Source organism: Victivallis lenta, from assembly GCF_009695545.1.
GTDB lineage: Bacteria > Verrucomicrobiota > Lentisphaeria > Victivallales > Victivallaceae > Victivallis > Victivallis lenta.
In genome coordinates this window covers 1-24,566 of record NZ_VUNS01000043.1, presented here as the reverse complement: position 1 = coordinate 24,566, position 24,566 = coordinate 1, and the positions used below count along the sequence as shown (strand labels likewise).

At 51.0% G+C, this 24,566-nt stretch carries 31 protein-coding genes; 17 read left to right on the top strand and 14 right to left on the bottom strand.

All coding sequences use genetic code 11. The features are described 5' to 3' along the window. The 14 genes from FYJ85_RS21750 to FYJ85_RS21685 form a co-directional block, all read right to left on the bottom strand. A partial coding sequence (locus tag FYJ85_RS21750; protein WP_154420796.1) for a hypothetical protein occupies positions 1-190 on the bottom strand: 190 nt, incomplete at its 3' end. Positions 191-193: 3 nt separating this feature from the next. Beyond that, positions 194-430 carry a hypothetical protein gene (locus FYJ85_RS21745; RefSeq protein ID WP_154420565.1) on the bottom strand — a complete coding sequence of 79 codons (237 nt, stop codon included), beginning with the start codon at positions 428-430 and terminating at the stop codon, positions 194-196. Beyond that, positions 427-777 carry a hypothetical protein gene (locus FYJ85_RS21740; protein WP_154420795.1) on the bottom strand — a complete coding sequence of 117 codons (351 nt, stop codon included), beginning with the start codon at positions 775-777 and terminating at the stop codon, positions 427-429. Before FYJ85_RS21740 ends, FYJ85_RS21745 begins: the two co-directional genes overlap by 4 nt. After that, positions 777-1,301, bottom strand: a complete 525-nt coding sequence (locus FYJ85_RS21735; protein ID WP_154420567.1) for a DUF2190 family protein — start codon at positions 1,299-1,301, stop codon at positions 777-779. Before FYJ85_RS21735 ends, FYJ85_RS21740 begins: the two co-directional genes overlap by 1 nt. A gap of 41 nt (positions 1,302-1,342) precedes the next feature. Continuing rightward, positions 1,343-3,430: a phage major capsid protein gene (locus FYJ85_RS21730; RefSeq protein ID WP_154420794.1), complete on the bottom strand. Its 2,088-nt coding sequence runs from the start codon at positions 3,428-3,430 to the stop codon at positions 1,343-1,345. Next, complete coding sequence (locus FYJ85_RS21725) at positions 3,427-4,857, bottom strand: phage portal protein (protein ID WP_154420793.1); 1,431 nt, start codon at positions 4,855-4,857, stop codon at positions 3,427-3,429. Before FYJ85_RS21725 ends, FYJ85_RS21730 begins: the two co-directional genes overlap by 4 nt. Positions 4,858-4,867: 10 nt before the next feature. Next, positions 4,868-5,068, bottom strand: a complete 201-nt coding sequence (locus FYJ85_RS21720; protein ID WP_154420792.1) for a hypothetical protein — start codon at positions 5,066-5,068, stop codon at positions 4,868-4,870. Beyond that, entirely contained in the window at positions 5,055-5,279 is a 225-nt protein-coding gene (locus tag FYJ85_RS21715) for a hypothetical protein (RefSeq protein WP_154420571.1), read from the bottom strand. The genes FYJ85_RS21720 and FYJ85_RS21715 overlap by 14 nt, the downstream gene beginning before the upstream one ends. Further along, on the bottom strand, positions 5,272-6,987 hold the full coding sequence (locus tag FYJ85_RS21710) for a DNA cytosine methyltransferase (protein ID WP_154420791.1): 1,716 nt from the start codon (positions 6,985-6,987) through the stop codon (positions 5,272-5,274). The genes FYJ85_RS21715 and FYJ85_RS21710 overlap by 8 nt, the downstream gene beginning before the upstream one ends. Before the next feature lie 156 nt (positions 6,988-7,143). Then, a complete protein-coding gene (locus tag FYJ85_RS21705) occupies positions 7,144-8,109 on the bottom strand; it encodes a hypothetical protein (RefSeq protein ID WP_154420790.1) in 966 nt (321 codons plus the stop codon). Between the two features lie 17 nt (positions 8,110-8,126). Continuing rightward, positions 8,127-8,687: a 3'-5' exonuclease gene (locus FYJ85_RS21700; RefSeq protein WP_154420789.1), complete on the bottom strand. Its 561-nt coding sequence runs from the start codon at positions 8,685-8,687 to the stop codon at positions 8,127-8,129. A 3-nt stretch (positions 8,688-8,690) separates the two neighbouring features. Further along, a complete protein-coding gene (locus tag FYJ85_RS21695) occupies positions 8,691-9,488 on the bottom strand; it encodes a response regulator (protein WP_154420788.1) in 798 nt (265 codons plus the stop codon). Between the two features lie 4 nt (positions 9,489-9,492). Further along, entirely contained in the window at positions 9,493-10,596 is a 1,104-nt protein-coding gene (locus tag FYJ85_RS21690) for a sensor histidine kinase (RefSeq protein ID WP_154420787.1), read from the bottom strand. Positions 10,597-10,603: 7 nt separating this feature from the next. Further along, positions 10,604-12,472, bottom strand: a complete 1,869-nt coding sequence (locus FYJ85_RS21685) for an AAA family ATPase (RefSeq protein ID WP_154420786.1) — start codon at positions 12,470-12,472, stop codon at positions 10,604-10,606. Between the two features lie 128 nt (positions 12,473-12,600). On the opposite strand from FYJ85_RS21685, the gene FYJ85_RS21680 reads away from it, so the two are divergent. The 17 genes from FYJ85_RS21680 to FYJ85_RS21600 all read left to right on the top strand — a co-directional run. Further along, a complete protein-coding gene (locus FYJ85_RS21680) occupies positions 12,601-13,647 on the top strand; it encodes a helix-turn-helix transcriptional regulator (RefSeq protein WP_206213391.1) in 1,047 nt (348 codons plus the stop codon). A 325-nt stretch (positions 13,648-13,972) separates the two neighbouring features. Then, the gene (locus FYJ85_RS21675) at positions 13,973-14,299 is read left to right on the top strand and encodes a hypothetical protein (protein ID WP_154420784.1); all 327 of its coding nucleotides are present in this window, start codon (positions 13,973-13,975) and stop codon (positions 14,297-14,299) included. 99 nt (positions 14,300-14,398) lie between these two features. After that, positions 14,399-15,118 (top strand): hypothetical protein, encoded by a 720-nt coding sequence (locus FYJ85_RS21670; RefSeq protein ID WP_154420783.1) that lies wholly within the window; start codon positions 14,399-14,401, stop codon positions 15,116-15,118. Positions 15,119-15,190: 72 nt separating this feature from the next. Further along, positions 15,191-15,577, top strand: a complete 387-nt coding sequence (locus tag FYJ85_RS21665) for a hypothetical protein (RefSeq protein WP_154420782.1) — start codon at positions 15,191-15,193, stop codon at positions 15,575-15,577. Then, positions 15,574-16,380, top strand: coding sequence for a PD-(D/E)XK nuclease-like domain-containing protein (locus tag FYJ85_RS21660; RefSeq protein WP_154420781.1), 807 nt, complete (start codon positions 15,574-15,576; stop codon positions 16,378-16,380). The genes FYJ85_RS21665 and FYJ85_RS21660 overlap by 4 nt, the downstream gene beginning before the upstream one ends. Positions 16,381-16,414: 34 nt before the next feature. After that, positions 16,415-17,215 carry a ParB N-terminal domain-containing protein gene (locus FYJ85_RS21655; protein WP_154420578.1) on the top strand — a complete coding sequence of 267 codons (801 nt, stop codon included), beginning with the start codon at positions 16,415-16,417 and terminating at the stop codon, positions 17,213-17,215. Next, on the top strand, positions 17,212-18,030 hold the full coding sequence (locus FYJ85_RS21650; RefSeq protein WP_154420780.1) for a ParB/RepB/Spo0J family partition protein: 819 nt from the start codon (positions 17,212-17,214) through the stop codon (positions 18,028-18,030). Before FYJ85_RS21655 ends, FYJ85_RS21650 begins: the two co-directional genes overlap by 4 nt. Then, complete coding sequence (locus FYJ85_RS21645; RefSeq protein WP_206213390.1) at positions 18,020-18,733, top strand: ParB/RepB/Spo0J family partition protein; 714 nt, start codon at positions 18,020-18,022, stop codon at positions 18,731-18,733. The genes FYJ85_RS21650 and FYJ85_RS21645 overlap by 11 nt, the downstream gene beginning before the upstream one ends. 20 nt (positions 18,734-18,753) lie before the next feature. Then, positions 18,754-19,530, top strand: a complete 777-nt coding sequence (locus tag FYJ85_RS21640; protein ID WP_154420778.1) for an ATP-binding protein — start codon at positions 18,754-18,756, stop codon at positions 19,528-19,530. After that, entirely contained in the window at positions 19,523-19,693 is a 171-nt protein-coding gene (nrdD, locus tag FYJ85_RS23410; RefSeq protein ID WP_206213389.1) for an anaerobic ribonucleoside-triphosphate reductase, read from the top strand. The genes FYJ85_RS21640 and nrdD overlap by 8 nt, the downstream gene beginning before the upstream one ends. A gap of 198 nt (positions 19,694-19,891) precedes the next feature. Then, a complete protein-coding gene (locus tag FYJ85_RS21630; protein WP_154420776.1) occupies positions 19,892-20,368 on the top strand; it encodes a DUF669 domain-containing protein in 477 nt (158 codons plus the stop codon). After that, complete coding sequence (locus FYJ85_RS21625; RefSeq protein WP_154420775.1) at positions 20,365-20,766, top strand: RusA family crossover junction endodeoxyribonuclease; 402 nt, start codon at positions 20,365-20,367, stop codon at positions 20,764-20,766. The genes FYJ85_RS21630 and FYJ85_RS21625 overlap by 4 nt, the downstream gene beginning before the upstream one ends. After that, on the top strand, positions 20,763-20,936 hold the full coding sequence (locus FYJ85_RS21620) for a hypothetical protein (RefSeq protein WP_206213388.1): 174 nt from the start codon (positions 20,763-20,765) through the stop codon (positions 20,934-20,936). Before FYJ85_RS21625 ends, FYJ85_RS21620 begins: the two co-directional genes overlap by 4 nt. A 1-nt stretch (position 20,937) precedes the next feature. Further along, a complete protein-coding gene (locus tag FYJ85_RS21615; RefSeq protein WP_154420773.1) occupies positions 20,938-23,727 on the top strand; it encodes a DEAD/DEAH box helicase family protein in 2,790 nt (929 codons plus the stop codon). 9 nt (positions 23,728-23,736) lie between these two features. Continuing rightward, positions 23,737-23,877, top strand: coding sequence for a hypothetical protein (locus FYJ85_RS21610; RefSeq protein WP_154420587.1), 141 nt, complete (start codon positions 23,737-23,739; stop codon positions 23,875-23,877). Between the two features lie 15 nt (positions 23,878-23,892). After that, positions 23,893-24,318, top strand: coding sequence for a hypothetical protein (locus FYJ85_RS21605; protein WP_154420772.1), 426 nt, complete (start codon positions 23,893-23,895; stop codon positions 24,316-24,318). Further along, positions 24,311-24,566, top strand: a 256-nt coding sequence (locus tag FYJ85_RS21600; RefSeq protein ID WP_154420771.1) for a hypothetical protein, incomplete at its 3' end; no start/stop codon positions are given. The genes FYJ85_RS21605 and FYJ85_RS21600, both read left to right, overlap by 8 nt.

Genomic DNA, 24,566 nt, shown 5'->3' with positions numbered 1-24,566 from the left:
CGATCTGCACTTTCGGCAGTTCCTCATGGGCCGCGCGGGAAAGTGTCTTGTACTGTGTTCCGGCCGGAACCACAACGATCCGCAGATCATCCAGATCACGCAATTCAAACTCGGGGAAATAAAGCAGCTCGGCTTTATATTCCCTGAGTTCCTCCGCGACCGCGCGCGCCAGGTTCAGAATGTCGCTCACTCTTCACCTCCGTATGAATTCCATGATGATATTGCCAACCGCCGCGAGAAGCGCGATCAGCGCCGCCGCCAGCGATGAAAGCATCGTTTTCTGCAGATCCGCCGCAGGTTTGCACGGCGGGTAGTGATGCTGTCCTTCGGAGAAATGCATACTCAGCATTCCCCGCAGTTCCGCAATATCCAGCCGCGCCTGATTGAGTTCATGCCACAAGTCGCGATGATCCGGGGTATCAGGCATCATGCACCTCCGATTTCCTTTGTGTGAATTCTCCGCAGGATCCGCCCGGTTCCGGACCAGCGCCAGACTGCCTCGCCGTTCGGCGCAAGAACTTCATAGCGGATTCCGGCATGGAGAATCACATCTCCGCGCTCCGGATCATCCGGCAGATCCTCCGCCGCGATCAGAAAATCGCGCGTCTCCGTCCGGATGGTCACGCCGTATTCATTTTCCGCACGGAACAGCGTCCGTCCCAGCGTCGCCGGGATGTTCAACGTTTCGCCATCCCGGCGCTGGTAGACAATCGGAACGGAGAGCTCCCGGATCCGCTGGGATTCCAGCCATTCGGCTGCGTTTTCCAGCAGTCCCATTATTCACTGGCGATGATGCCGACCGCGCGGAGTGCGGCAAGAATCGTGTTGGTTTTCTTCGTCAGCGAGGCAATCGCGTGTTTGCAGTCACACCCGCTTTCACAGGAGAGAACGGGAATCGTGTCGGACGGAGTTCCGCCCGAATTGTCGGTCAGATCCGTGATCGGATCGCCCGCGGCAAAGGTCGTCGCAAGGCTGTACGGGGCGTTGAGAAGCACACGAACCGTATCGTCGGCCGCCTCCGCCGCCGCAATGGCCTTGCCGAGGTAGTGGTTCGATCCGCTGACCGTGGTCGCCTTCTTCGCTCCCGCGTCCCAGTAGACCGTCGAGCCGGAAGGAATCGCGCCGTCCGCTTTCACAACATCGAACACTCCGACCACTGCAAGACTGCCGAGGGTATTGGCTTCGATATCGAGCCGGGCGATCCCGATCAGATCCGCGATGATGACCACATCTCCTGCGGCAACCGCCTCCGCCGGACGGTAATCAATGGCGTCACCCTTCTGAACATAGCGTGCAAGCATAGTAAAAAATCTCCTTGAATTTGAGGTTGAAGTTTAACTGCTTACGCGGCCCCGTTGGCTTTGACCATGCCGCGGTGATCCTGCTCGCGAACGCCAAGATCGAAATACACACGGAACCAGAGACCGAGGGTGTTGAAGTCCGTCTCGCCGCGCTCAACGGTCGGCGTGCGCTTCCCTTTCAGGAAGCCGATCTCCCAGGTATCGACCGTTTTCGGGTCGCCGAAGAGATACCACCCGGTCTGGCTGGATCCCTCGTAGGCGCTGTTGCCGAGGTACGGCGAACTGATCACCTGAAGATTTTCATCGGAAAGCACATTCAGCGCCGGACGAACCGCGTTGTCCGTACCGCTCATGATGAGGGTCGCCCCCTGCGTCAGTTCGATCGCGAGATGCTTGAGCGCAGTCGGAACCAGCAGATATTTCGGTTCCACCGAGATCGGCTGACCGTCGGCATCCACCTGATCCAGGAAAAGCTGGATCGCCTTTTTGAGCGAATCGGAACTCAGTGCCGAACTTGCGCCGGAGAGCAGGTTTTTGTGATTCGTACTGAACAGCGCCTTGCCGTCCGCCTGCGCCGGATTCGAGAGAAGCCGGCTGAAAAACAGCTGATCGATCAGTCGCGCCGCCCGGTTGCCCATCGCCGTCGGCACTTTCATGAATGCGCCCAGATCATCGTTGATGATCATTTTGCGCGTCAGGCAGAATTTTTTCCCGTAAGTGTCGAGCTGATTTTTCGCGCTCTCTTCGATCAGTCCGCCGTCCTTGATCTCGCCGTCGGCGGCAATCGGAAGCAGATCGCCCACATCCGTCAGGCGGAAACGGTCGTTCTCCTTGAAGTCGTTGAGGTCGCCCGTGGAACACAGCTTCATGGCGATGATCGGCTGTGCCTCGTAGCTCTGCAGCAGCTTCTTGTTCGCCACGTTGCTCAGGATCCCCGGAAGCGAAACACTCGAGAACGCCGCACGGATCGTTTCATTGTCGAAGCCGCGGCTGTACGGAATGCCGTCGAGCTTCATACATTCGATCAGGAGCTGCTTCAGCGGCATGTCCATTTCGGCCATCCCCGCTTCCACCGTTTGGGCCCCATAGGATTTCTCCAGCTGGTCGGCGCTCACTCCGACCCGGAGACACATTGCCGCTTCGATGGTCTTGCGCAACTCTCCGCCTTCCGGAGCGGTCTTCACGCTGATATTGACATTGGCGGCGGGACGTTCGGCACGGATCGTTTCGAGCACCTTCTTCGTCACCACCTCCGGCGTCCAGCCTCCGGCAATCGCCTCCCGCTCGATTTCCGGGAATTCACCGTCGCAGATCGCCTGAATCGCACTGATGCGTTCACGCTCGGCTTTGACGGCGTTCTGAGCCGCTTCACGGGCGGTCGCCGCCACATCCCCGGCGGAGGCCTGAATCGCGGGCGGTGTCGCCTCCGCGGCCGCCTGTCCGGGCTTCTTTTCCGCGTTATCGGGTTTCTTTTCCGGTTCGCCGGGCTTGTTTGCCGGATTGCCGGGCTTGTTTGCCAGATTGCCGGGCTTCTGTTCCGGTTCCGGCTTTTTCTCCGGAGGTACAGCGTCATTCGGGGCGCTCACGGCGGAAACACTCTTCGTTTCGGACTTGTTGTTCATAGCTTCTCCTTCCTGGTTGACAAGGTTGAATTTCGCATTCACTTTCATATTGGTGTGAGCATCCGCGCCCACGGCAACAACGGAAACCTCCCGCAGCGTCGATTTTTTGATGTGGTAGAACGGGCCTTCGACTTCCTGACCATTCACCTCGCGGCTGCCTTTGACCAGCTCGCACTCTTTCACATCCGCACCGATGCTCAGCTGCCAGTCCGCTCCTGCCTTGCCCTGCGCGATGATATCGGCCGCATCCTTGCTGTCGGAGACGATCTCCCCGGTGATTTCCAGCACATTGTTCCGAACTGCGGCCGAAATGAGTCCGATCCGGCTGTCCGTCTTGTTCTCGTGATTGGTCAAAAGCGGGACGCTTTCGGGGATCTCCATTCCGGCAAGATCGACCACAACAGGATGTTGCCACCCCGGCAGATTCATTTTTCCGCCGGAGTAGGCAACTCCGACCACTTTCGGTTTCGCGCCGTTTGACGCTTCAATCAGGGTGAATTCACTCATATATCCTCTCTGGGTTCTGAACCGTCATCCGGTTCGGTTTGCTGTTCCGGGGATTTCGGAGATTCCGGGGACTCGGAACTGATCGGGATTCCAAGCTCCTTCATCAGTTTGATCTCTTTTGCCCGCTGCCGCAGAACGGACAAGTAATCCCGTCCGTCCTTGGCACACTCTGCCGCAAGTGTCGTTGTGTTACTTTCGAGGCGAACACGCTGTGCGTCTGCTTCTTTTAATGGGTCAACATGCACGAATGAATCCCAGTACCAGAGATGCCGCGCACCCTTTGCCGCAAGATGTTCCAGTAGTAAATATTCCCGGAACCACACCTCAAAAATCCGGTTCAGAACTTCCGTTTCCCAGAACGACCGGTCGACAAGAATGCTTTTATGGTAAATCTGGTTGTCCAGTCTGCCGCTGGCGTAGTTGTGCCCGGAAAAATCTCCCGCCAGCGTGCCGTAGGTCGTCACCACACAGCGGGCGATTTCGCTCAGAATGATCTTCACGAACTCCGCATGGTTCGCCGCCGGCTGTTTGGGGTCGAGCTGTCCCATTTTCCACCCGGCCGGAACCGTCAGCATCATGTTCCGTTCCAGCGGAATGGCATCCATGGGCTCGACTTCGTCCGATTCGCCGTTCGGCGGAGCGTCCGTGTAGAGAATCGCCGCAAAATCCGCCGCGGCCTCCGCCGCTGAAAGCACGGCCAGATTGTATCTGCGCAGTTGGGCAAACAGCGGCAGCGCGGGCGTGATTTCGGGAACGCCACGATGCAATCCCGGACGATCCTGACGGAAAATATGAATCATGTATTCCGCCGGAATGTGGATCGCATCGTCCCCCGGCATATACCGGATGTCCCCGGGATGGTACTTCAAAACCCGGTAGTCCGTCGGGTTGCCCCAACGGTCATACGAGATTCCGTCGACACTGGTATCATCTTCGAACCAGCGCAGTTCTCCGGAAACACGATCCGCCTCGATCAACTGCAGGTCCAGTTTCACACCGTGGCGGATTTTGGGATTCGTTGCCAGCACGGCAAACGCTTCGCCATCCTGACAGCGGGCCATTCGCATCGTCCGGAGTTTCGGAGCAAGACGAACTGCATCCGACCAGCGCATGAATGCCGTTTCCACAGCATCGTTGAACGTCTCGTCGGCGGATAGCATCTGCAGTCGCGGACCCGTACCGATGGTGTCATTTGCGAGCATCTGCACCAGTCCTCTGGCGTAGGAATTGTTGGCGACTTCGTAGCGCGAGCGCATCCGCAGCGTCCGGCGGACTTCCGGCGCGGCCTCCATGTCCGCCGACAGATGATCCGCCGCCGACCAGTGACGCCAGTTGTCCCGCGTCGTCTGCGCCGCATCAAACCGGGCGCGGACAAGCGGCTTCGGAGGGGTTCTGCTCCGAAAAATAGATTTGAGTCTGTTGATCATCGATAGTTCCTCACGCCCCTGAATGGCACAATTTGGTTATCTTCAGGCCGGAAGTCCGGGATTTTACCGCCTTTTTCGACGCGAGATATTCATCTGCCGCAATCTGATCGGCAAGGGAATGCTGCTCGACCTTCTGTCCGTCCACTTCTGCAGACTTGGGTCCTGAGGCATTCCGCCTGATCGCCTCTTCCAGAGTTTCATTTTCCGGCATGGCAGCACTCCGGTTCATATTTCCCGCGATAGGATTCACATTCACCGATGATGAACTCCGCATGATGATCGCATTTATTGAGAAGCGCGCACTCGATTGCCGCAAACGCCTTCCGCATTCTGCGGACCTTTTTCTTCAGTTTGCGATACCGGTCAGCCAACTCGGCATATTGCGCCGAACACTCCAGGCATTCCACATCAGCTTCACTCATTGATTTCCTCCGTTTTTATGTGATTTGAAGACTCATTTGAGGCTTCGGTTATTTCTCTGACCGGAAATTCGCCACGTTCGTGGCTGATTTCCTTTTCCACTTTCTGAATCCGTTCTCCGAGCCACATCATACAGTTTACTGCCATGGAGTTTCCGCAGGCTTTGTATCTGGGCGCATCAGGACATTCCTCCTCGGATTTACCATTCCAGGGAATTCTCGTGTGATTGTCGGGGAAACCCATTAAGCGCTCGCATTCGAGGGGAAGCAGTTTGCGAACTGTCGGTTTTCCGGATGGCGTGTACGCAACTCCATGCACATCTCCGGCGGTCTGCGTATACATCACACCTTCTTCAGAAACCCCCATTCCCGATCCCCCGGAACGTTCGCCGGGCTTCATTTTGTCTCCGTCAAGTGCGATTGGTTCGACAACTACCGTTTCCGCGCCGGGACTGCCTGCCGTAACGGTTTTTCCTGCTTTCGCCTCCGTCACATAAAGACCGCCGTTCGGACGATCTTTCCTTCTGCCGTTCGCATCGCAGAAGGAAACGTGAAAACACTCATCACGAGCTACCGCGGGAGTCACTTCTGTGCGCATCGTAGGGAAAACCTCATTCCAGAATCCCTGCAGATCACCTCCCGCATCGTTTTTAATGAAGCCGATGGCTGTTTCTGGTTCCCGTGGAACTTCCTGCAGGAGCGGAAGATTGTTCCCGCCTGTCCCCATGCGGGCAACGATGGATTGTGACACTTCGACCGATTTTATACGGGAATCGGGAGCATGGTTTTCATAGCAAAGGAAATCCGTTCCAGTCTCAATCACGCATTGGAGACGCCCCTTGTCCGGCATGAACTGCTGATCGCTCGTCCGCGTCAGTGTGCCCGCCTTCTGGGAACCGTCCCACCAGTCTGTCGAAGCAGAGCCTCCTTCAGAACCGGCGGAAGCGTTTTGCCTCTTCGTGCGGCGCGGCGGAGTATCCCCTCCGCACATTTCACCGTCAAATAGTACCTTGGCGGGATATTTCCACTGACCAGAATATCCGATAAGGAAGAGACGCTTCCGGCGCTGCGGGATTGCCCTCGGAAATTGTTCCACTCGGGTAAATTGAGAGTCAAGTATTCTCCATGCCACTCCGAATCCTCCCGGAGCCGGGGTGACGATTCCACATTTTCTCCATCCGCTTTCAGGGACCGGGACATTCCATCCACAGAGCAGGGAAACAAATCGTCCGAAATCCTCGCCTCGGCGGCTGGAAAGAGCAGCGGGGACATTTTCCCACACAACCCAGTGGACTCCAAGCTCAAAACACAATCGTACAAAGTCGAGAGCGAGCACGCTTCGCCGACCTTCAAATCCCAGTCGTTTCCCTGCAATTGAGAGATCCTGGCAGGGCGTGCCCCCGACGAGCAGGTCGATATCTTCATTTACATCCTCTTTTTTTATTAGGGTAAAATCTCCGAAATTCGGAATCGTCCCGCCATCCGGAAGTCCAGCAATTTGACGTTTCCACAATTCCCGGGTTTTCCGCTCCTTCTCGTTGTCTGTCATTGCCGGATCAAGCGGCCGCAATGGACGAGTCGCTTTGAATCGATGACACAGCACCGCTGATGGGAATGGTTCAACCTCGGCAAAGAATTTTGCCCGCCACCCTATCGTGCGCCAGGCAAGCGTTGCCGCCTCTACTCCGCTGCAAATACTGCCATAGTTCATTAACAAACTCCCGATGTGATCTTATACGCTTTTCCTTACATCGGGTATATCTGCAAAAAAAAAGAAAATTGACGGGGGTTTTGAAAAAAAAATGAAAAAAAATCCCCGGAAATACCGAGGACTGATACCATGAATTCCAAAACGTGAGGAAAACAGTCAGGAAATTTTCCGGTTTCGCATCATGAAAAACCATGCACCGAGGAGTCCTGTCGAAAGTTTTTGTGTGTCTGGAGCCATCTCGCTGAATGCCGATATGCCATGACCGTTATCCATAGCATACATGCAGGATATTTCATTGAAGCTATTCTTTTCAATTTGAAGTTCAAACCGTGTTTCAGAGGTCACGATTCCAGGCTTCAACCAATTATTTTCAGCAAAGGAAGCTTCGTCGACTCCATACCAGTCATGTGGAAGTTTGGAAATGATTTCATCTGCAGTCGGTGCGGGAAAAATTATGTAATGGGGTGGGAATTCTTTTTTTCGCAATTGGATGCTCCATTGACTCTTAAACGGAGAATAGCTCCAAACAAAAATACTTTTATTGAATTCGTCTGGATACTCTTTTTTTATGCTCATGCAGATTTCCCGGTCTGCAACAATTCCGCTATATGGCGATGGAGATGCATACTTATAAAAGTCCGTAATGGTACAGCCATCTTTTGATGTGTTATGACAATGAATATTGCCGATTACGGTCTTTTCCTCGACCCATTCACGTAACATCGGAGCATAACCATTTCTGTCATAGGGATCATCATATTCTGCGACCCCATCCTGATTACAGCATCGTGCGATAAAACATCCCAATTTTTCATCCCAGCAGACAAAATGCCACATATCCAATTTCATATTTTCCAACCAATATTCCTGATAAATAACATCTCCTTCAAATATAGGAATACCATAAGAGTCAGTCATTCCTGTGAAACGTTCTGCAATAAAGTTTTTCGCCTTAAGCCGGTATTCCAGTTTCGGCAAGTCAGTTTCTGGCAAATACATTTTCCCTTCGATGGAGTACATCCGAATTTCATTAATTTCAACTCCAGCAATTGCAGGAACGTTTTCCCCATTTCTATCTCTTTTTGTGGATGAAAACGAATTTTGTTTTTTTGCCATATTCATTTTAAGGCCTCCTTTTTTTATTCAGTTACCAGCATTTCTATGAGTTTACGATAAACAGCCGCAGCATCTTTTGCATCATCAAGGGCATGATGGCGTTCCCCCATGATGCCCAGGACATCACACACCACACTAAGCGAAGTGCCGGGAAACAGCTCCTCACCGTTCCTTCTGCGAAAAATATCGTTTACAGCACGAGCCAGATACATACTGTCCCTGCCGTGGTGCGAGATGACTTTGGATTCCGAAGGGAATGTCCGGCGGATGAATTTCATGTCAAACTCCAAATTATGAGCAACGGGATAGATTTTTTCAATCTCGTTATCAGAAAGCCATTGATGAAATTCTTCTTGAGCCGCTTCTCGATTTACTCCCTCTGCAGGATTCAGGCGATTAATTTGCATTGCCCGAGCAGCAGCATTTTCCGGATGGTCGGCCCTTATTCGAATAGTGAATTCCGGCAATGCTGATACTTTAAAATTATCGTTCAATGGCACGACCGCGAAATCAATGATTTCGTGTTTTTCCACATCAAGTCCAGTGGTCTCAATATCTATTGCAGCCAATATTACTTGTCCCATACCTTAATCCTCCGGTTGCAAAAAAGCGACGCCTATGCCAACATAAGAATAGTCGATTCCAAGGGTCTTTTTCAAAATGCTGAACTGACTTCTGGAGATTCCGCGTTTTGGACGCCTTTCGCCGGAGTAAACTGGAAAATAATCTTTATCTGTCCAATGGCAGGCATCCATAATATCCCCATGGGGAATGCAGGAACAGTTTTGATAGAATTTAAAAATGCACTCCAGCAGCAAATCTTGTTTACTGCCCTTCTTCAGTGTAACACTGTGCGGATTGCCTTTCCTGCTGATTGCCGTCCAAACATTTTTGTTGTTCGTTTCGTTCCGGGTTAACCATGCTGTTTTATTTTGCGTGTTAACCAATGGGTGCGGGTTGGATATTTTAAATCGTTCAGCCTCCTCAAGAAATTTCAAAATAGACGCTTCCAGAGTATGACCGCTCATAGGAAACGGCTTGGGAATAAAATCGTTTGCCCCGTTCCAAAGAAGAGATGCCGCAAACTCCGCTTTGTCTAGCATGCGACCAGTTATGACAATGATCGGGAATACTTCTTTCCTCCTGGTCCGCCGAATTTCCATGAGAAACGCGGGGCCGATGGCGGTATCTGCTTCTCCGCCATCGGCTAGTGGTATTTCCATATCCAGCAGCATATAATCGTACTGCTTTTCTGCCATCAATTTTCTTGCTTCCTCTACTGATGCTGCAGCATCGCTGTCATGACCGAGAATTTGAAGCATGGCAGCAACCGTGGTGCGGACACCTTTGCTGTCATCGACGATAAGCCCCTTGTATTTTGCCATTTTTTCACCTTTCTTTATTTGGAAGGAAAACTGTCACGACCGTTCCCGCATTTTCAACGGAATCTATTGTCAGGCTCCCATTATGATCATGGATTTTCTCGTAGGCAATAGCAAGCCCGAAACCAGTACCATAGCTCTTCAGAGTTCTAAAAAGTTTGAATTGACGAATGAGTTTTAGGTCTGCCGGAGACATTCCCTTCCCATTATCCCGGATTTCAATCTCAACACCGTTCTCCTGTTTTCTTGCAAGGACATCAATTTGTCCGGGCTTAAATTTTTCGTTACTCTGCCAGAATGATTCATAGGCATTCTTCAGCAAATTGCTGAATACCCGCAGCATTAAGTCCCGAACAACCCTGCAGGTGATATCCTGTGGGATGTCCAATTTAACGGCAATGCAGGTGATGTCACGTTCCTTGGCATTAAATACGGCAGCAACCATATCATTCGCTGTTTTGAGCAAATCCCGCAGATTCTCAAGTGTTCGTTTCTCCGGCGTTTTTCGAACCAGAGTCAATACATCTTCGGTTAGACGTTCCATCATTTCGGTATGTTCTCTCAGTTCATTAATTGTAATACGCATTTCAAGCTGTTCATTGATCGGCAGTTTACCCTCTGTAAGGTAAGGCAACCGCTGGATGCGGAACTTGATCGGCGTTAAAACTGTACGGATATCATGAGCAACCTGTCCGACCATCATGGCATAAGCCTGATCAGCATCTTTCCGAGCCAGTTCCGCGGCTTCCGGACCGTACTTTTTCCGGAGTTTTTCTGAATTCTGGAACAGAACCGCTCTGCGACGCTCTCTTTTCTTAGTTTCTGCAACAAACATATTCCGCCGTTCCATGGCCTGCTGCGCAGAATTGGACACATAATGATTGCAATCTTTACATAGCGGAATAAATGGAGTAAGTCTGCTTTCCGGCAGCAGCGGGATTGCGTCCGCTACGCACTGACGGATTTCCCATTTCTCATCAGCAATGTGTTTTTCCAGTACCGCTAAAGCGTCAGAATCTCCATAATAGTTTTCCAAACGTGCACGGGCGGCTTTTACTTTAGCAAGCCGTTCCCTCCAATTGTCAGGTATTAGATTTGATTCCACAGGCATTTTCCCCTCAATATGAGTAACGATTTTTCCGCTGTATGAACGCCTCTGCTCCGCCCTCAAGCAAATCTACTATATCCGCCTTGCACTCATCCACCGTTCCACAATTTCTCATGACGCCATGCGTACCATCGGAGTCCAAGACCAAAATATGCTCTGCATCACCCAGCACCGGAATATTTGGATTATGCGTTACAAACGCCAGCTGGCGATGCTGCTTGACACGCAGAATGCTGTCTACAATTGTTTTCCGTACAAATCCGTTGTCCAGATTATCCTCCGGCTGATCAACAAGCAAAGGACGCTCACTGTCCAAAAGCAGAATCGGTAAAATTGTATTGCATTTCTGACCTGTGGAAAGCGTGTTTGTTGTTTTGTAAGTATCATGATCATTCAGTTCGATTTTCGGTAAATCCGGCAAATCAACCACTTCCATATCTGCAAGAAGTCGTTCATCGTTCAGCCGGGAAATTACGGCCTTTGTCTGGTTGGAATTCAATTGTGTTTTCTCGTAGAGCGTCTTCTCATCCTGATTACGGACGAGCTCTGCAAGCTGGGACGGAGCAATCAGGTCTGAGAGACGGCGCGCTACCTGATTATGATAAATCCCGCACGAGCTCAATGCAGAAGCAAGAAACTCCTGGTATTTATCATGATTGCCGAATTGCTGTATCGAAACCCTGATAGTTGGCATAAGTTCAGAATTGATCCGGTCAACTATCTGTTTCCGGTGCGCAAATCGCAGATCAAGAGCTTCTGAAAGTTCTGAAAGCATTTGGGCCCGTTCAGTTCGAACTCGTTCTTGTTGCCGCTGGGTTTCGCCCAGCTCATTCTGCATAATCAGAAGCGCATTCCGCTCTTTATCCAATTTTCTGCGTTCTGCTGATTTGGCCTGCTCCGCTTTATTTTTTTCAAGCAACTTGGAATAGATTATATCTGCCTCGTCATGCTTCAGGCGTAATGCCGCTTTGATTTCATTGAACCTGCGGTTGCTTCTTCGCAGTTCTTCAATGATTGCCTCAAGTCCAGAATTAATGGCATCGTTGCTGAGAACAAGCTCGTTTCGGAGCTTTTGGATCATCTCAAAGTTATCACCATCCTCCAGCCCCGCTTGGCTTTTCCAGCATAGAGCGGATTCAATATAATCTTTCAGGGACTTCAGTTTTCCGGCGGTTTCGGAATACAATTTCTGCAAATCCTCCACATAAATATTCTCTCGATCCCGGATCGCCTTCTGATCCAGAGCACGATTAACATCTGCGGAGATTTCCGTGGTTTCCGCAGACAGTTCTTTCAATTGTGCTGTGAGTCCGGGCAATCGACTGATCTTGTCTGACAACTCACAAATTTTCTTAGACTGGTTTGCCATTGTCTCACTGTTCGCGACAAGAGCACTGCGCAATTCCGAAATCTTGTCATTCAATGAGGTAAAAACTTCTTGATTAAATGTTTCAATCAAAGCCAGCTGCGACATCGATTGTCCCGCTATATTTTCCACTTCATTTTGACTGAAAACATCCAGTCGGAAAAGTGACGGGGTAAAATTCAACCCAGAGGGGGAACCATCAGCTTTTATAACTTTAGGCTGTTCGCCACTGGATTTGCTTATCGTGTAAGAAACTCCTTCTCGAGTTTCAATTAGAACATCTATCCTGCCGCCGTCAAGATTATTTTCCACAATACTTTTGATCCGTTTCTGTGCAGCAGTATCTTTTGGCATAGCATTCAACGCATACCGGATGAATTCAAGAAATGTTGTTTTCCCGGTTCCTCGAGCACCGATGATACAGTTCAGTTTATCTGAAAAACGATAGTTTATGCCGTCCAGAAATCCTCCGACGATACGGACTTCCTTAAGTCGATACGATGCTGTATTCATGAATCAAACCCTTTCTTTCAGTTATTTTCCTGTTTCTCAGCCGTTCAACTTGTTTTTTCTTATTTCCAGCATATAATAACACATTAGAATGACAAATAATGTCAGTGTAAAACATGATGTCGAAAAAAATGGAAAAAAAAGCAGAAAAGATGAGAAGTTCGGAAAACAGAAAAACAACGATGTCAAGAATCCAGCTGCATCGGCTGGCTAGACTTGCTTCGCTGTTGAAAAGGAATGGATACCACTCTCCCGCAGACATATTAGAGGAATATTATTCGCTTGAGCATGTAGATGGTCTTGTCCCGCATGATCGTTATTGTATCCGTACAGTGTTCAGAGATGTTCAAATCCTGAAGGAGGAGTTTCACTGTCCATTGGCCTATGACAGAAGAAACAAAGGCTATTATTTAAAGCATCATGGATGGGATTTCAATTGCCCTGCGGATCTGAGTGAATCCGCTTTACTGGCACTTATCATCGGAGCAAAAATTGCTGAGGATGTCATCCCGGAGCCGCTAAAAGGAAAAATTAAGATTGCCGTTGATGAAATTCTCAAAGGCAACAATCCTGATTTTCTGGATACCACGCTTGTAAACTCCCTGCTTGTCTTTGCCGAATCTGGAGCAACTGATATATCAGCCATATTTCCCGTTGTTTTTGAGGCATGGCAGCAGCATCGGTATTTAAAAATTCTATATGATGACAAGCAAGGGAATCCTCCGACTGAAAGAATAATCGCTCCACACGTCCTTTTTCTGTATGATAAAGAATGGCGGCTCAAAGCCTACTGCACTCTCAGAAGTGCTCCTCGTACATTTGTCATAAGTCGAATTGTAGATATCAAAATCCTTGACGAAACTTTTGAGCCGGATATGAAAATCATCAGGTCGGTCAGCAGAGACAACATAGTCAGCTACAAACCTGTAGTCAATGTCAAGATCAGATTATTCGGACGTGCAAGAAAATTCGCCGAGGCAAATTTGATGCACACCAGGCAGACTTTGCAGAAAGAACCAGACCGTGATTCATGGATATTCTCAATTCCTGCCGTCCCCGCCGAGATCATTGTTCCGTGGATTCTTTCTCAAGGCGGGGACGCCGTTCCGCTTTCACCACAATCCATTGTCGAAGCCGTCCAGGAGAAATCGGACCGACTTTCCAAAATGTTTGCCTGAGTCTTTGGCAAAAAAGTTTAGACAATTTTAACCATTGACCATCAAAAACTTAAATTAAAATCTCCTGTAAATCCTTCGACAATATTATCCACCGCAACTCCTTGTATATCAACATATATCCATCGAAACAGCTCAAAATCCTTCGACAAAATGGCGATTTGTCGAAAAATTCTTCGACAAGTGGATAATTTTCACTTTTTTTCTGACCTCAATTTGAGTGTTGATCATTTGGCGAAAAATGACGAAAATTTGTCGAAGAAATCACTTTTGCCATTTTCAACATACATTATCTCCATGACGACAAACAATAACCATGGAGAGAAAAATGACATTCAAACAACTCAATGCAGGAGATCAAAACCTTCTCAAACTTATGCAAACGGTCGATTATGGGCGTTTGGAACAGTTTTCCATTTGCAACGGTCATGTCGTTGCAACCAGCGCCAGCAGGAAAGTTCGATCCCGGAAAATCGGGACAAGGACAACGCTCCATCGTCAATCCCGGTCGGATGGAGATTTTCTGCTGACCGAGAAGCACATAGAGTTCTTCCAAGAAATCCGTGAAATTGCGGAAGGCTTCATCAAGGTAATCCAAATTCAAGCCGGACTTCCGGTCTCTTTTGAAATTGAGGAGAGCATCTCATCCATCTAAGGGCTGATCCCCCATTTCTGTCGTATTACAATAGCAAAACTGGTATTTAGCTGACCATGCAACCGAACAACGGAGATGGTCGGGAATGCCGCCAAATCAATGGCGCAGCCCGACCACCTCCATTTTTTTGACGGCGTCCCGACCGCTCTACAACCCCAAGGAGCAGTCGAGATGACTCAAAAACAAATTCTGTCCGTTCAAAATACAGAAACCGCCATTCCCATTCATCACATTCCAACGTTTGATGAGGTTTATGCCATGCCGTATGTCAGGGAATCTCTTGAATGTATTCTTGATCAGAATATTCGACAATATCAAATCCTTTACAGTTTCAAGGATGATCTCCGCCAGGAGATTCTGATACATATGAATCACGAACTTTCAAATTTTGATCCGGAAAAGTCGGCAATTCAAACCTTTGCCCGCTTAACCATAGTATCAGGGATGCGCATAGCGCGGCGAAAATACTTCACACGGAAAAACTATGTTCTCTTTTCCGCACAGAACCTGAATCTCTTTGAGAATGGCGATGATCATAATGTTGCCTTAAACAAAGATGACTGTCGTGCCTACGCATCACATTCACGGAACAACATTGATTGGGACTCTCAGTCTCATGACATTGACACCGTGATTGCAATGATGCCCCAAGACCTGCAAAAAATAACCAGAATGTTGTTTGAAGAAAAATCTGTTCTTCAGGTCTGCCGCAGACTGGGGATTGCCAATTCCACATTCAGAGGCAGGTATTTGAAACAGATTCGCGCCATCTTCAATGAAAGATTTTTTCAAAAAAATCAGAAAAAGCCCGTCAATTAGACTTTTTTTTGCAGATATACCCGATGGAAACAAAGAGCACTCATAACCGCAATCAAACAAAGGAAAATTAAAGTGACTGGAAAACAAAAAAAAGTTCTTATGGCAGCCGTTGCCGTCATCAAACAGTATATCGGCAACAATCATGAAGCCATGTGCTCCTTAAAAGATTTGCTCTGCCAAATTGATATGGAGGAGGTCTTTGATGTCGACAGCATCGATCCCATGGCTGATCTTAAAGAGAAAGTCTTCAAGCGTCATCCAGACGGCGAGGTTGGCATTGCAGATATTCTCCATGTCGCCAAAATTGAATTCAATTATCCACTTAAATTAATTGCAGCCATTTTTGAGCTGAATGTCGGAGATCTGCGCCGTTACCTGGAAGACGGTTTTACTCCTCCATACGTAATGAACGCATTCAGACGCTATTTCAAAAACCTTAAGGAGATTTCTGAAAAATGACTGATCTTTCATTCATCATCCATGAACCGGCGACGGAATATCACGCCCGCAGTCGCAACGGAGAATTTATGTCGAGCCACCTCCTGGCCGACTTCCGGGAATCCCCGGCTCTCTACCGCAGGAAAGTTTCCGGGGAAATCACGGAAAGCGAATCCTCAGCATTCGTCATGGGACGCGCGGCGCACTGCCTGATTCTGGAGGGGCGGAACGCCTTTGACCGCGAATATGTTGTGACCGACGGGCCGATCAATCCCCGGACCGGCGAATCCTATGGGCGCAACACCAAGGCATTTGCGGAATGGGCGGCGACTCAGGAGCGCGAAATCATTTCCGGAAAGGACTTCAGCTTTCTCCTGAAACTGCAGCGCGGCGTCTGGCTGCACCCGCTCGCGTCGGAACTGCTGGCGGACGGGATCGCGGAAGGCGTGGTTCGGGCTGAATATTGTTCCGTTCCCTGCCAGATCCGGATGGATTGGTTCAGCATGAAGTCCGGGCTTGTTGATCTGAAAACCTGCGACACTCTCCGCTGGTTCGAGTCGGACTGCCATCGCTATGGCTACATCCAGCAGCTCGCGTTTTACCGGGCGATTCTCCGGATTGTGACCGGCAAAAACTTCCCCGTCCACATCATTGCGGTGGAAAAGAATGAACCGTTTTCCGCCGGGGTCTGGAAACTGACGGATGAACTGCTGGATCTGGCGGAACTTTCCAACAAAAGCGCCCTGGAGCGCTTCCGGGCCTGCTGTATCTCCGGAGTCTGGCCGACCGGATATGAAGATCTCCGTATCATTGACACACTCTGAATTCAAAAAACAGCAAACAGGAAAGGTGAAAATCATGAAGAAAATAATCACAAAAACGCTTGACATCACTCCGGATATGGCGGCCCAAATGCTGGAACGCAACACCATGAACCGGAATATCAGCCAGCTGAACGTTACCCGCTATGCCAATGACATGGCCTCCGGAGCCTGGGAACAGAACGGGGAAACCATCAAAATCGCAGAGGATGGAACGATTCTTGACGGACAGCATCGCCTCTGGGCGATCATTGAATCCGGGGTCACCGTCACAATGATCGTTGTCTACAATGTCAGGAAGGAAGCCGTCGGCTCCATCGACAGCGGAGTCACCAGACTTTTTCATCACCTTCTGAAAATCAAGGGATCCCAGCACCCGACCACGGCGGCAATGATCACAAAATTTGCCTGGATTTACGAGAACTTTGATCGGCAGATGCGTTCAAGTTCGGCAAAGACGGAAACCCGTAATTCGGTTCTTGAGCCGTATTATGACGAGAACCGGGATTTGCTTGAACATGCCGCAGCGGTTGCGGAATGCGGCGCACATCATTTCGTGAAGTCCCATATGGGATTCTGTTTCTACCTCTTTCTGAAGAAAAATCCTCAGAAAGCGGAAGAGTTCATCAAGCTGGTCAAGACCGGAGAAAATCTTTATACCGGGCATCCGATCATGACGCTTCGCAGCAAGCTGATTGATAATCGCATCAGCAAAAACAAGCTGACGGTTCGGGAAACGCTGGCATTCTACATCAAGGCCTGGAATGCGTTTCTGAAAGGCCGCGACCTCTCCGTATTCCGCTGGAACAACAGCGAAGAGCTCCCCGAGGTGAAATGATGGAAGAGAAAATTTCTCTGATGCCGACCATCGCGATCCACACCGCATCGCCTTTCAAAGATCTCTTTCCGATCAAGGAAAGTGTCCTGAACGAGATCGCGGAGGATATGAAGCAGAACGGATTTGATTTTGCCCATCCGATCATCATCTGGGCCGGTCACAAAGTCACAGTAGTGGATGGGCACACCCGTCTTGCCGCCGCACAGAAAATTCATCTGAACAAGATTCCGATCATATTAAAGGAGTTCGCTTCGGAAGATGAGGCGCTTCAATATGCAATCAAAGCTCAGAGCCATCGGAGAAGTCTGACACCACAAGAGCTTCTGAATTGCCTTGCGGAGCTGGACAAGAGAAAATCCGCCGGTCGACCGGGAAAATTAGCCACGTTCGTGGCTAATTTCGGAAAATCGTCAGAAGCAACAGCTGACCTCCTTGGTATTTCCAGAGGAAAAGTGGAAAAACTTCGAACCATCAAAAATCACGCGACGGCAAAAATTCGTGATGCGGTGGCTTCTGGAAATATGTCGATCGACAAAGGGTATAAGGAAACCATGAGGGCGCGTCGACAGGACAAAGCGAGAGAACTCCCTCCCTTGACCGGAACCGAGTTGCAGGATCTGAAGGAATCCCGCTCTGAAGCAATCAAGGTCAGCATCATCAAGATGGTGAAGCTGCGGCTTGAACGGGAAGTTCAGGAATATCCGGAAATCGGCTATTCTCTCCAGGAGCGCAATAACCTGAGAGATGTGATTTCCTCTGAAATCGGCAACCTGATTGCTGACATGTTACCAGGAGAAAATGAAAATGAGCAGTAAGTTTTGCAATATCGAATTCCCGCTCGTTCAAGTTCCCGTCTGGAGCCTGAAAATGGAAGAACCGTTTCGGAACCTTTTCCCGATCCGGCAGACAGTTCTTGCGGAAATCATCGACGATATGAACGTTAACGGCTTTGATTTCGGGCATCCCATCGTTGTGTGGAAGATGATTGTAGTTGATGGACACACCCGCCTGAAAGCGGCAATCGCCGCCGGATTGGAGACAGTTCCTGTCATCTGCCGCCAGTTTAACGATGAGAACGAAGCATTGGAATATGCCATTCGCTGTCAGAGAAACCGCAGGAATTTGACAAACGGAGAACTGCTTCAATGCCTTCAACAGCTGGATATGAGAAAAAAAGCTGGTCGTCCGGCAAACAACTCCTCCTGCAGCATGAGTCGTGGAAAATCTTCCGTTGATCTCGGTGAAACTTTAGGGATTTCCTGTAAAAAGGTGGAACGTCTCCGAGCAATCAACGCTTATGCCACAGACGAAATCAAAGAGGCGTTGCGACAGGGGAAATACTCCATCAACCGCGCTTATGAGGAAACCATGCGTTCAAGGCGGCCGCAGGAAAAGATCGAACCCGACACGGATGCGGAGTTGGTACATTCCATCATGGCGGACATTCATGCCCGGATGAATGAGATACAAATCCGCAAACTGGTGAAAGCACTTCAGATTGAATTGGCAAACTGCTGAAAAGAGGAAGGAAACAGATTATGGGAATGCTTGACAACATTCAAACCGGGCGGGAAAACAAGCCGCCGCGCATCATGATTTACGGCAGTGAAGGTATAGGGAAGAGCAGTTATGCAGCCGGAGCACCAAATGCGATCTTCATCCAGACGGAAGACGGACTCGGCGAAATCGACTGCCGGAAATTCCCGCTTGCACATTCGCTTTCCGAGGTAATCGCAGAACTGACCGCGCTCCGGGACGAAGCTCACGAGTTCCAGACCGTCGTTGTGGATTCCGTTGACTGGCTCGAGCGCCTCATCTTCGACGAGGTCTGCCGCGAATTCGGTGTCCGTTCCATCGAAAAAGCCGACGGCGGCTACGGCAGGGGATATACCCATGCGCTGACTCACTGGCGCAAGGTCATCAACTTGCTTCAGGAACTGCGCGACAAGCGCGGAATGATGGTCATTCTGGTCGCCCATGCGAAGGTCGAACGGTTCGAAGATCCGGAAAACGCCGCCTACGACCGCTACACCCCGCGTCTCCACAAGCACGCTGCAAGCCTGATCGCGGAATGGGTCGACGCCGTTCTGTTCGCGAACAAGAAGTTCCGGGTGACAAAGGAGAACGCCGGATTCAACGGGGAACGCGCGATCGCCGCTCCCATCGGCGCGGATGGCGGGGAACGCATCATCCGCACGGTGGGAAGCCCCGCCTGCATCGCGAAGAACCGCTACGGTCTGCCGTCGGAAATTCCGCTCTCTTGGCAGGCATTCATTGAGGCATACACAAAAATCGAGGAGAACCATCATGAGTAAGTGCGGAGCCATCTGCGAGGTCTTCAGCCGCGTCTGCGGGTATTTTCGGCCCGTGACGAACTGGAATAAGGGCAAGCAGGAGGAATTCAAGGAAAGAAAGGTTTTCGAGGTGAAGAAATATGCACGAAAAAATCCGGACGGCAAATCGTCCGCTGGTGTGTGACGTCTGCGGCGGAATGATCCAGGTCGGGGAACCGTTCCGTGCTGTGCGGGATGAGTATTCGCCTGTTGAGTATCACGAACACATCCAGTGTCCCGGCAGTCCGGCTGTCGCGGTAAGCAAACCGCCCCCGGAACCGCCGAAAATCACAGCATTCAATCACCACAGCCATTGCATGGCATAACATGGAAGGAAACACAAATGTCCACAATCAATTTCAACGCGAACGAAGTCGAACCATCGACCGGTTATGATCCGATTCCGGCCGGGAAATACCAGGCTGTCATCACCGAATCGGAAATGAAGCCCACCAGGACGGGAAACGGGCAGTATCTCCAGCTGGAATTCGAGATCATCGAGGGTGAATACAAGAACCGGAAGGTCTGGGCGCGGCTGAATCTGGAAAATGCGAACGCGGACGCAGTCCGGATCGCCCGGGCGGATCTCTCCGCCATCTGCCGCGCGGTGAATGTGCTTCAGCCGCGTGATTCGGTGGAACTGCACAATCTGCCACTCACAATCACCGTGCGCTGTAAAAAGAATCAGGATGACGAGATCGTCAACGAGATCAAGGGCTACGGTCCGCGAACGTCTCTTTCCGGCGTTGCCGCCGCCAAGCCCGCGACGCCGCCTCCGCAGAGCGGTGCGAACTCCGCGCCCCCATGGGCAAGGAAATGACATTGGAACTGGAACTGCCGTGGCCGCCCAGCGTGAATCATTACTATCGGCATGTCGGTCCGAGGGTGCTGATCTCCCGTGACGGGCGGAAGTTCCGGGAGCGTGTGGTTGCACGTTTCCGGCAGGATCATACACGGGGATTTGCCGGTCCGGTGGAGCTGTTCATTGAACTGTATCCTCCGGACAATCGACGCCGGGATGTGGACAACTCTCTGAAGTGTCTCCTGGACACCTTCACACATGCCGGGCTTTACAATGACGACAGTCAGATCTGCAAGCTGACCGTCATCAAACGCGAACCGATGCCTCCGGACGGAATGGCTTATATAAGGATTTCAGAATGGAAGAAGGAAGACAGAACGGCGGACGACGCAGGCAAATCGTCCAGGAATTCGTGAAGAACATCACCGACGATACCCGGCGGTTGGTCTGTTTCCTCTATATGAACGGCTACAAAGACGGCGCGATCCGGAGAATCCTGAAGATTGACAGACAGCGTCTCGAGCAAATCAAAACACAGCTTGCCTTTGACCTGATCAAGGCGGGCATACGGAATTCGGAGGGCTGAAATGATCGTTCCTCGACCGTATCAGTCCGAGGCGGTTGAGGCTGTTTACGAGCATCTCCGCACAAAAGACAACAACCCGTGCGTTGTGTTGCCCACGGGCTGTCACGCAAAAGATCACCCAATTTTGATGTATGACGGAACTGTCCGGAAAGTACAGGACATATCGGTTGGTGATATCATCATGGGCGCAGACTCAACCCCTCGGCATGTGCTTGCTCTGGCTCGCGGACGTGAACCTATGGCACGGATTACGCCAATCAAGGGCGAACCATTTGTGGTTAATATGAATCACATTCTGTCTCTGGTCAGCACAAACGAAGGGAAAGGCGATTTTACTTGTTACCAGAAAGGGGGCGAAATTACCAACATAACTGTCCGGGAGTATCTGACAAAATCGAAATCATGGAGGCATTTGAGGAAACTCTATCGCGTTCCGGTGAACTTTTCTATCCCGAAGAACTTACCGATTCCGCCGCACATTCTGGGATTGCTCCTCGGCGATGGGATAATGACTAACGCCATCGGATTGACCAGCGCGGAAGAGGAACTTGGTGATGAATTCAGTCGATATGCAGAAAGTATCGGCTGTTCAGTCCGTGTTACCGAAAATGACCGGAATGTGCCGACATACTATGCTGTCGTTGCAAAGGGAGCGAAAAATCCTCTCTTTGAAATACTGCACCAGCTGGGTTTGCGCGGGCATTGCGCTCATAACAAGTTCATTCCCAAGGAATATTTGACCGCTTCCCGATCCGACAGATTGCAATTGCTGGCTGGACTTCTTGACAGTGACGGCTTTTTCGACGGTCATTGTTTGGAAATCACCACACAATCCCGGGAACTTGCCGGTGATATTGTTTTTCTTGCAAGAAGTCTTGGATTCATGGCGAACTGTCATGAGAAATATTGCGCCTGTCAGACCGGAGCCGGCGGCTGGTACTACCGGGTGCATATTTCCGGCGATTTGTCGCCGATCCCATGCCGTAGAAAACGGCATGTCTTTCATGTTCGCCAGCAAAAGAAAAATGTACTTCGTACAGGTTTCTCGGTAGAAATCTTATCGGAGGATGATTTTTATGGATTTGAACTGGACGGTGACCATTTGTATGTTGATGGAAACTTTGTAGTCCATCACAATACGGGCAAAAGTCTGGTTCTCGCTCAGATCGCAAAGGATTCCGTGGAAAAATGGAATGGACGCGTGCTGATCCTTGCCCATGTCAAGGAATTGCTGGAACAGAATGCCGACAAGATCCGCAAACTCTGTCCGGAATTGAAGATCGGCATCTATTCCGCCGGACTCAGGAGCCGCGACGCCACGGAGCAGGTCATTGTCGCCGGGATTCAAAGCGTGTACAACAAGGCCTGCGAGCTGGACGCCTTTGACCTTGTCATCGTGGATGAAGCACACCTGATCAGCAGCGAAGGGGACGGCATGTACCGAACCTTTCTGGCCGATATGAAGGTCATCAATCCACACGTCCGGGTGATCGGGCTGACGGCAACGCCCTTCCGGCTCAAAGGCGGGCTCATCTGCAAGCCGGAAAACATCCTGAACGAGATCTGCTATGAGGCGGGGCTCAAGGAAATGATTCAGCAGGGATATCTTTCCCCGCTGATTTCCCGGGCGGGCCGCGCGGAGGCGAATCTGGCAAACCTGCACATCCGTGGCGGCGAGTTCATCAGCGACGAGGTCGCCGCCGCAATGGACAACGATGCGCTGGTGACATCCGCCTGCCGGGAGATTGTGGAGCTGACCCGCGACCGCAAGTCCGTGCTGATTTTCACCGCTTCGGTGGATCATTGCAAGCATGTTGCGGAAAAAATCCAGGCGTTTTCCGGCAAGGAGTGTGCGATCGTGACCGGTGATACGTCGCCTGCCGAACGGGCTGAAATCATCGCCCGGTTCAAGGGGGAATTCATCCCGGCGGATCTTTTCGGAACACCGAAGCCGCCGCTCAAGTTTCTGGCGAACGTCAACGTTTTGACTTGCGGCTTCGATGCGCCGAACACGGATTGCGTTGTGATGCTCCGCCCGACGAATTCGCCGGGGTTGCTGATTCAGTGCGCCGGACGTGGAACGCGCCTCAGTCCGGAAACCGGAAAAACCAACTGCCTTTTTCTGGACTACGGAGGCAACATTCTGCGGCACGGTCCGCTCGATATGATCAAGGTCAAAGAGCCCGGATCCGGGAAAGGCGGTGATGCCCCGGCGAAGAAGTGTCCGCAATGTCTCGCGCTCATCCACGCCGGATATACGGCGTGTCCTGAATGCGGTTATGTGTTTCCGCCGAAGGAAAGCAATGACAAGATGACGCAGACGGCATCGTCCGCCGGTGTGATTTCCGGACAGGTGGATTATACCGATTACGAGGTGCTGGATGTGTATTACTGCGTCCACGAAAAACGGGGAGCCGATCCCGATGCCCCCAAAACCATGCGGGTGGATTATCAGGTCGGCTTCAACGAGTTCAAATCGGAATGGGTCTGCCCCGAACATACCGGCTATGCCCGCGGCAAGTTCGAGAAATGGTGGCACGAACGCGCCGCGCTCGGCTGCCCGATGCCGAGGAGCGCGCGGGAAGCCGTTTCGCTGGCCAACGAGGGGCTTCTGGCGGCTCCCGAATCAATCACCGTCAAAACGATCGCGGGGGAACGTTTTGAACGGATTACCGGCTGGCGTTTAAAAGAACGCCCGGTCATGCGCGAACCGGGCGAAGACCTGGAAGTTGGAGAAACGTGGACATCCCCCGCACCGCCTGACGATCTTGATGACGATATCCCGTTTTGAGGAGAGAGCATGAATGCAGCAAAGATTTTTCCGATCATCCTGATCGCACTGGACGTCGGCGCAGCGATCGTTTACGCCTGCTGCGGCGACTGGAAACACATGACGTACTGGCTTGCGGCCGCCACACTGACCGCGACTGTCACATTTTAACCCTGGGAGATTTTTATGTCTACACGAGGACTCATTGCAATCGAGGCCGCCGACCGGAGCTGCCGCTCCATTTACGTTCACTTCGACATGTATCCGTCCGGCGCGGGTGTTTGCCTGAATGCACACTACAACACGAAAGAGCGCATCGAAGCGCTGTTTGCGCTCGGTGATCTCTCCGGCCTTGGCGGACGTTTGTCGAACGACGATCCTGAACCCGATGCGCAGGATGTCTGCCACGCCTACCACCGGGATTATGGCGAGAAATTGTGTCCGCCCCGGGTCTGGGCTGACGCAGACGAAATGCTCGCCCGGGCGGCGGATGCTTACTGGGCGGAATATGTGTATCTGTTCCGCAACGGCAAGTGGTATGTGAATACGACCTACCGTCCGAAAGAGTGGCGGCTGGTCGAAGAGGTGCTCAAGGAGCGGAACAATGGCTGAAATCGAATGGAAAATCCCCGAACAGATGCTGAGTCAGGAGCTGGTCAGCACCGATAATCGCTGGCACATTTCCAAGACGCAGAGCGGGCATGCCGACGCGGAGTTCTTTCTGACCAACTATGACCTGCTTCTGAGTCCGCACGGGACAGGGAGGGATTACAGGGAGTGCTTTGAGTCGTTCATCGCCGATTGCGACGATTACATCCGGAAAGTCACCGCGATCCGTGACGAGGCACGGATGCACATGG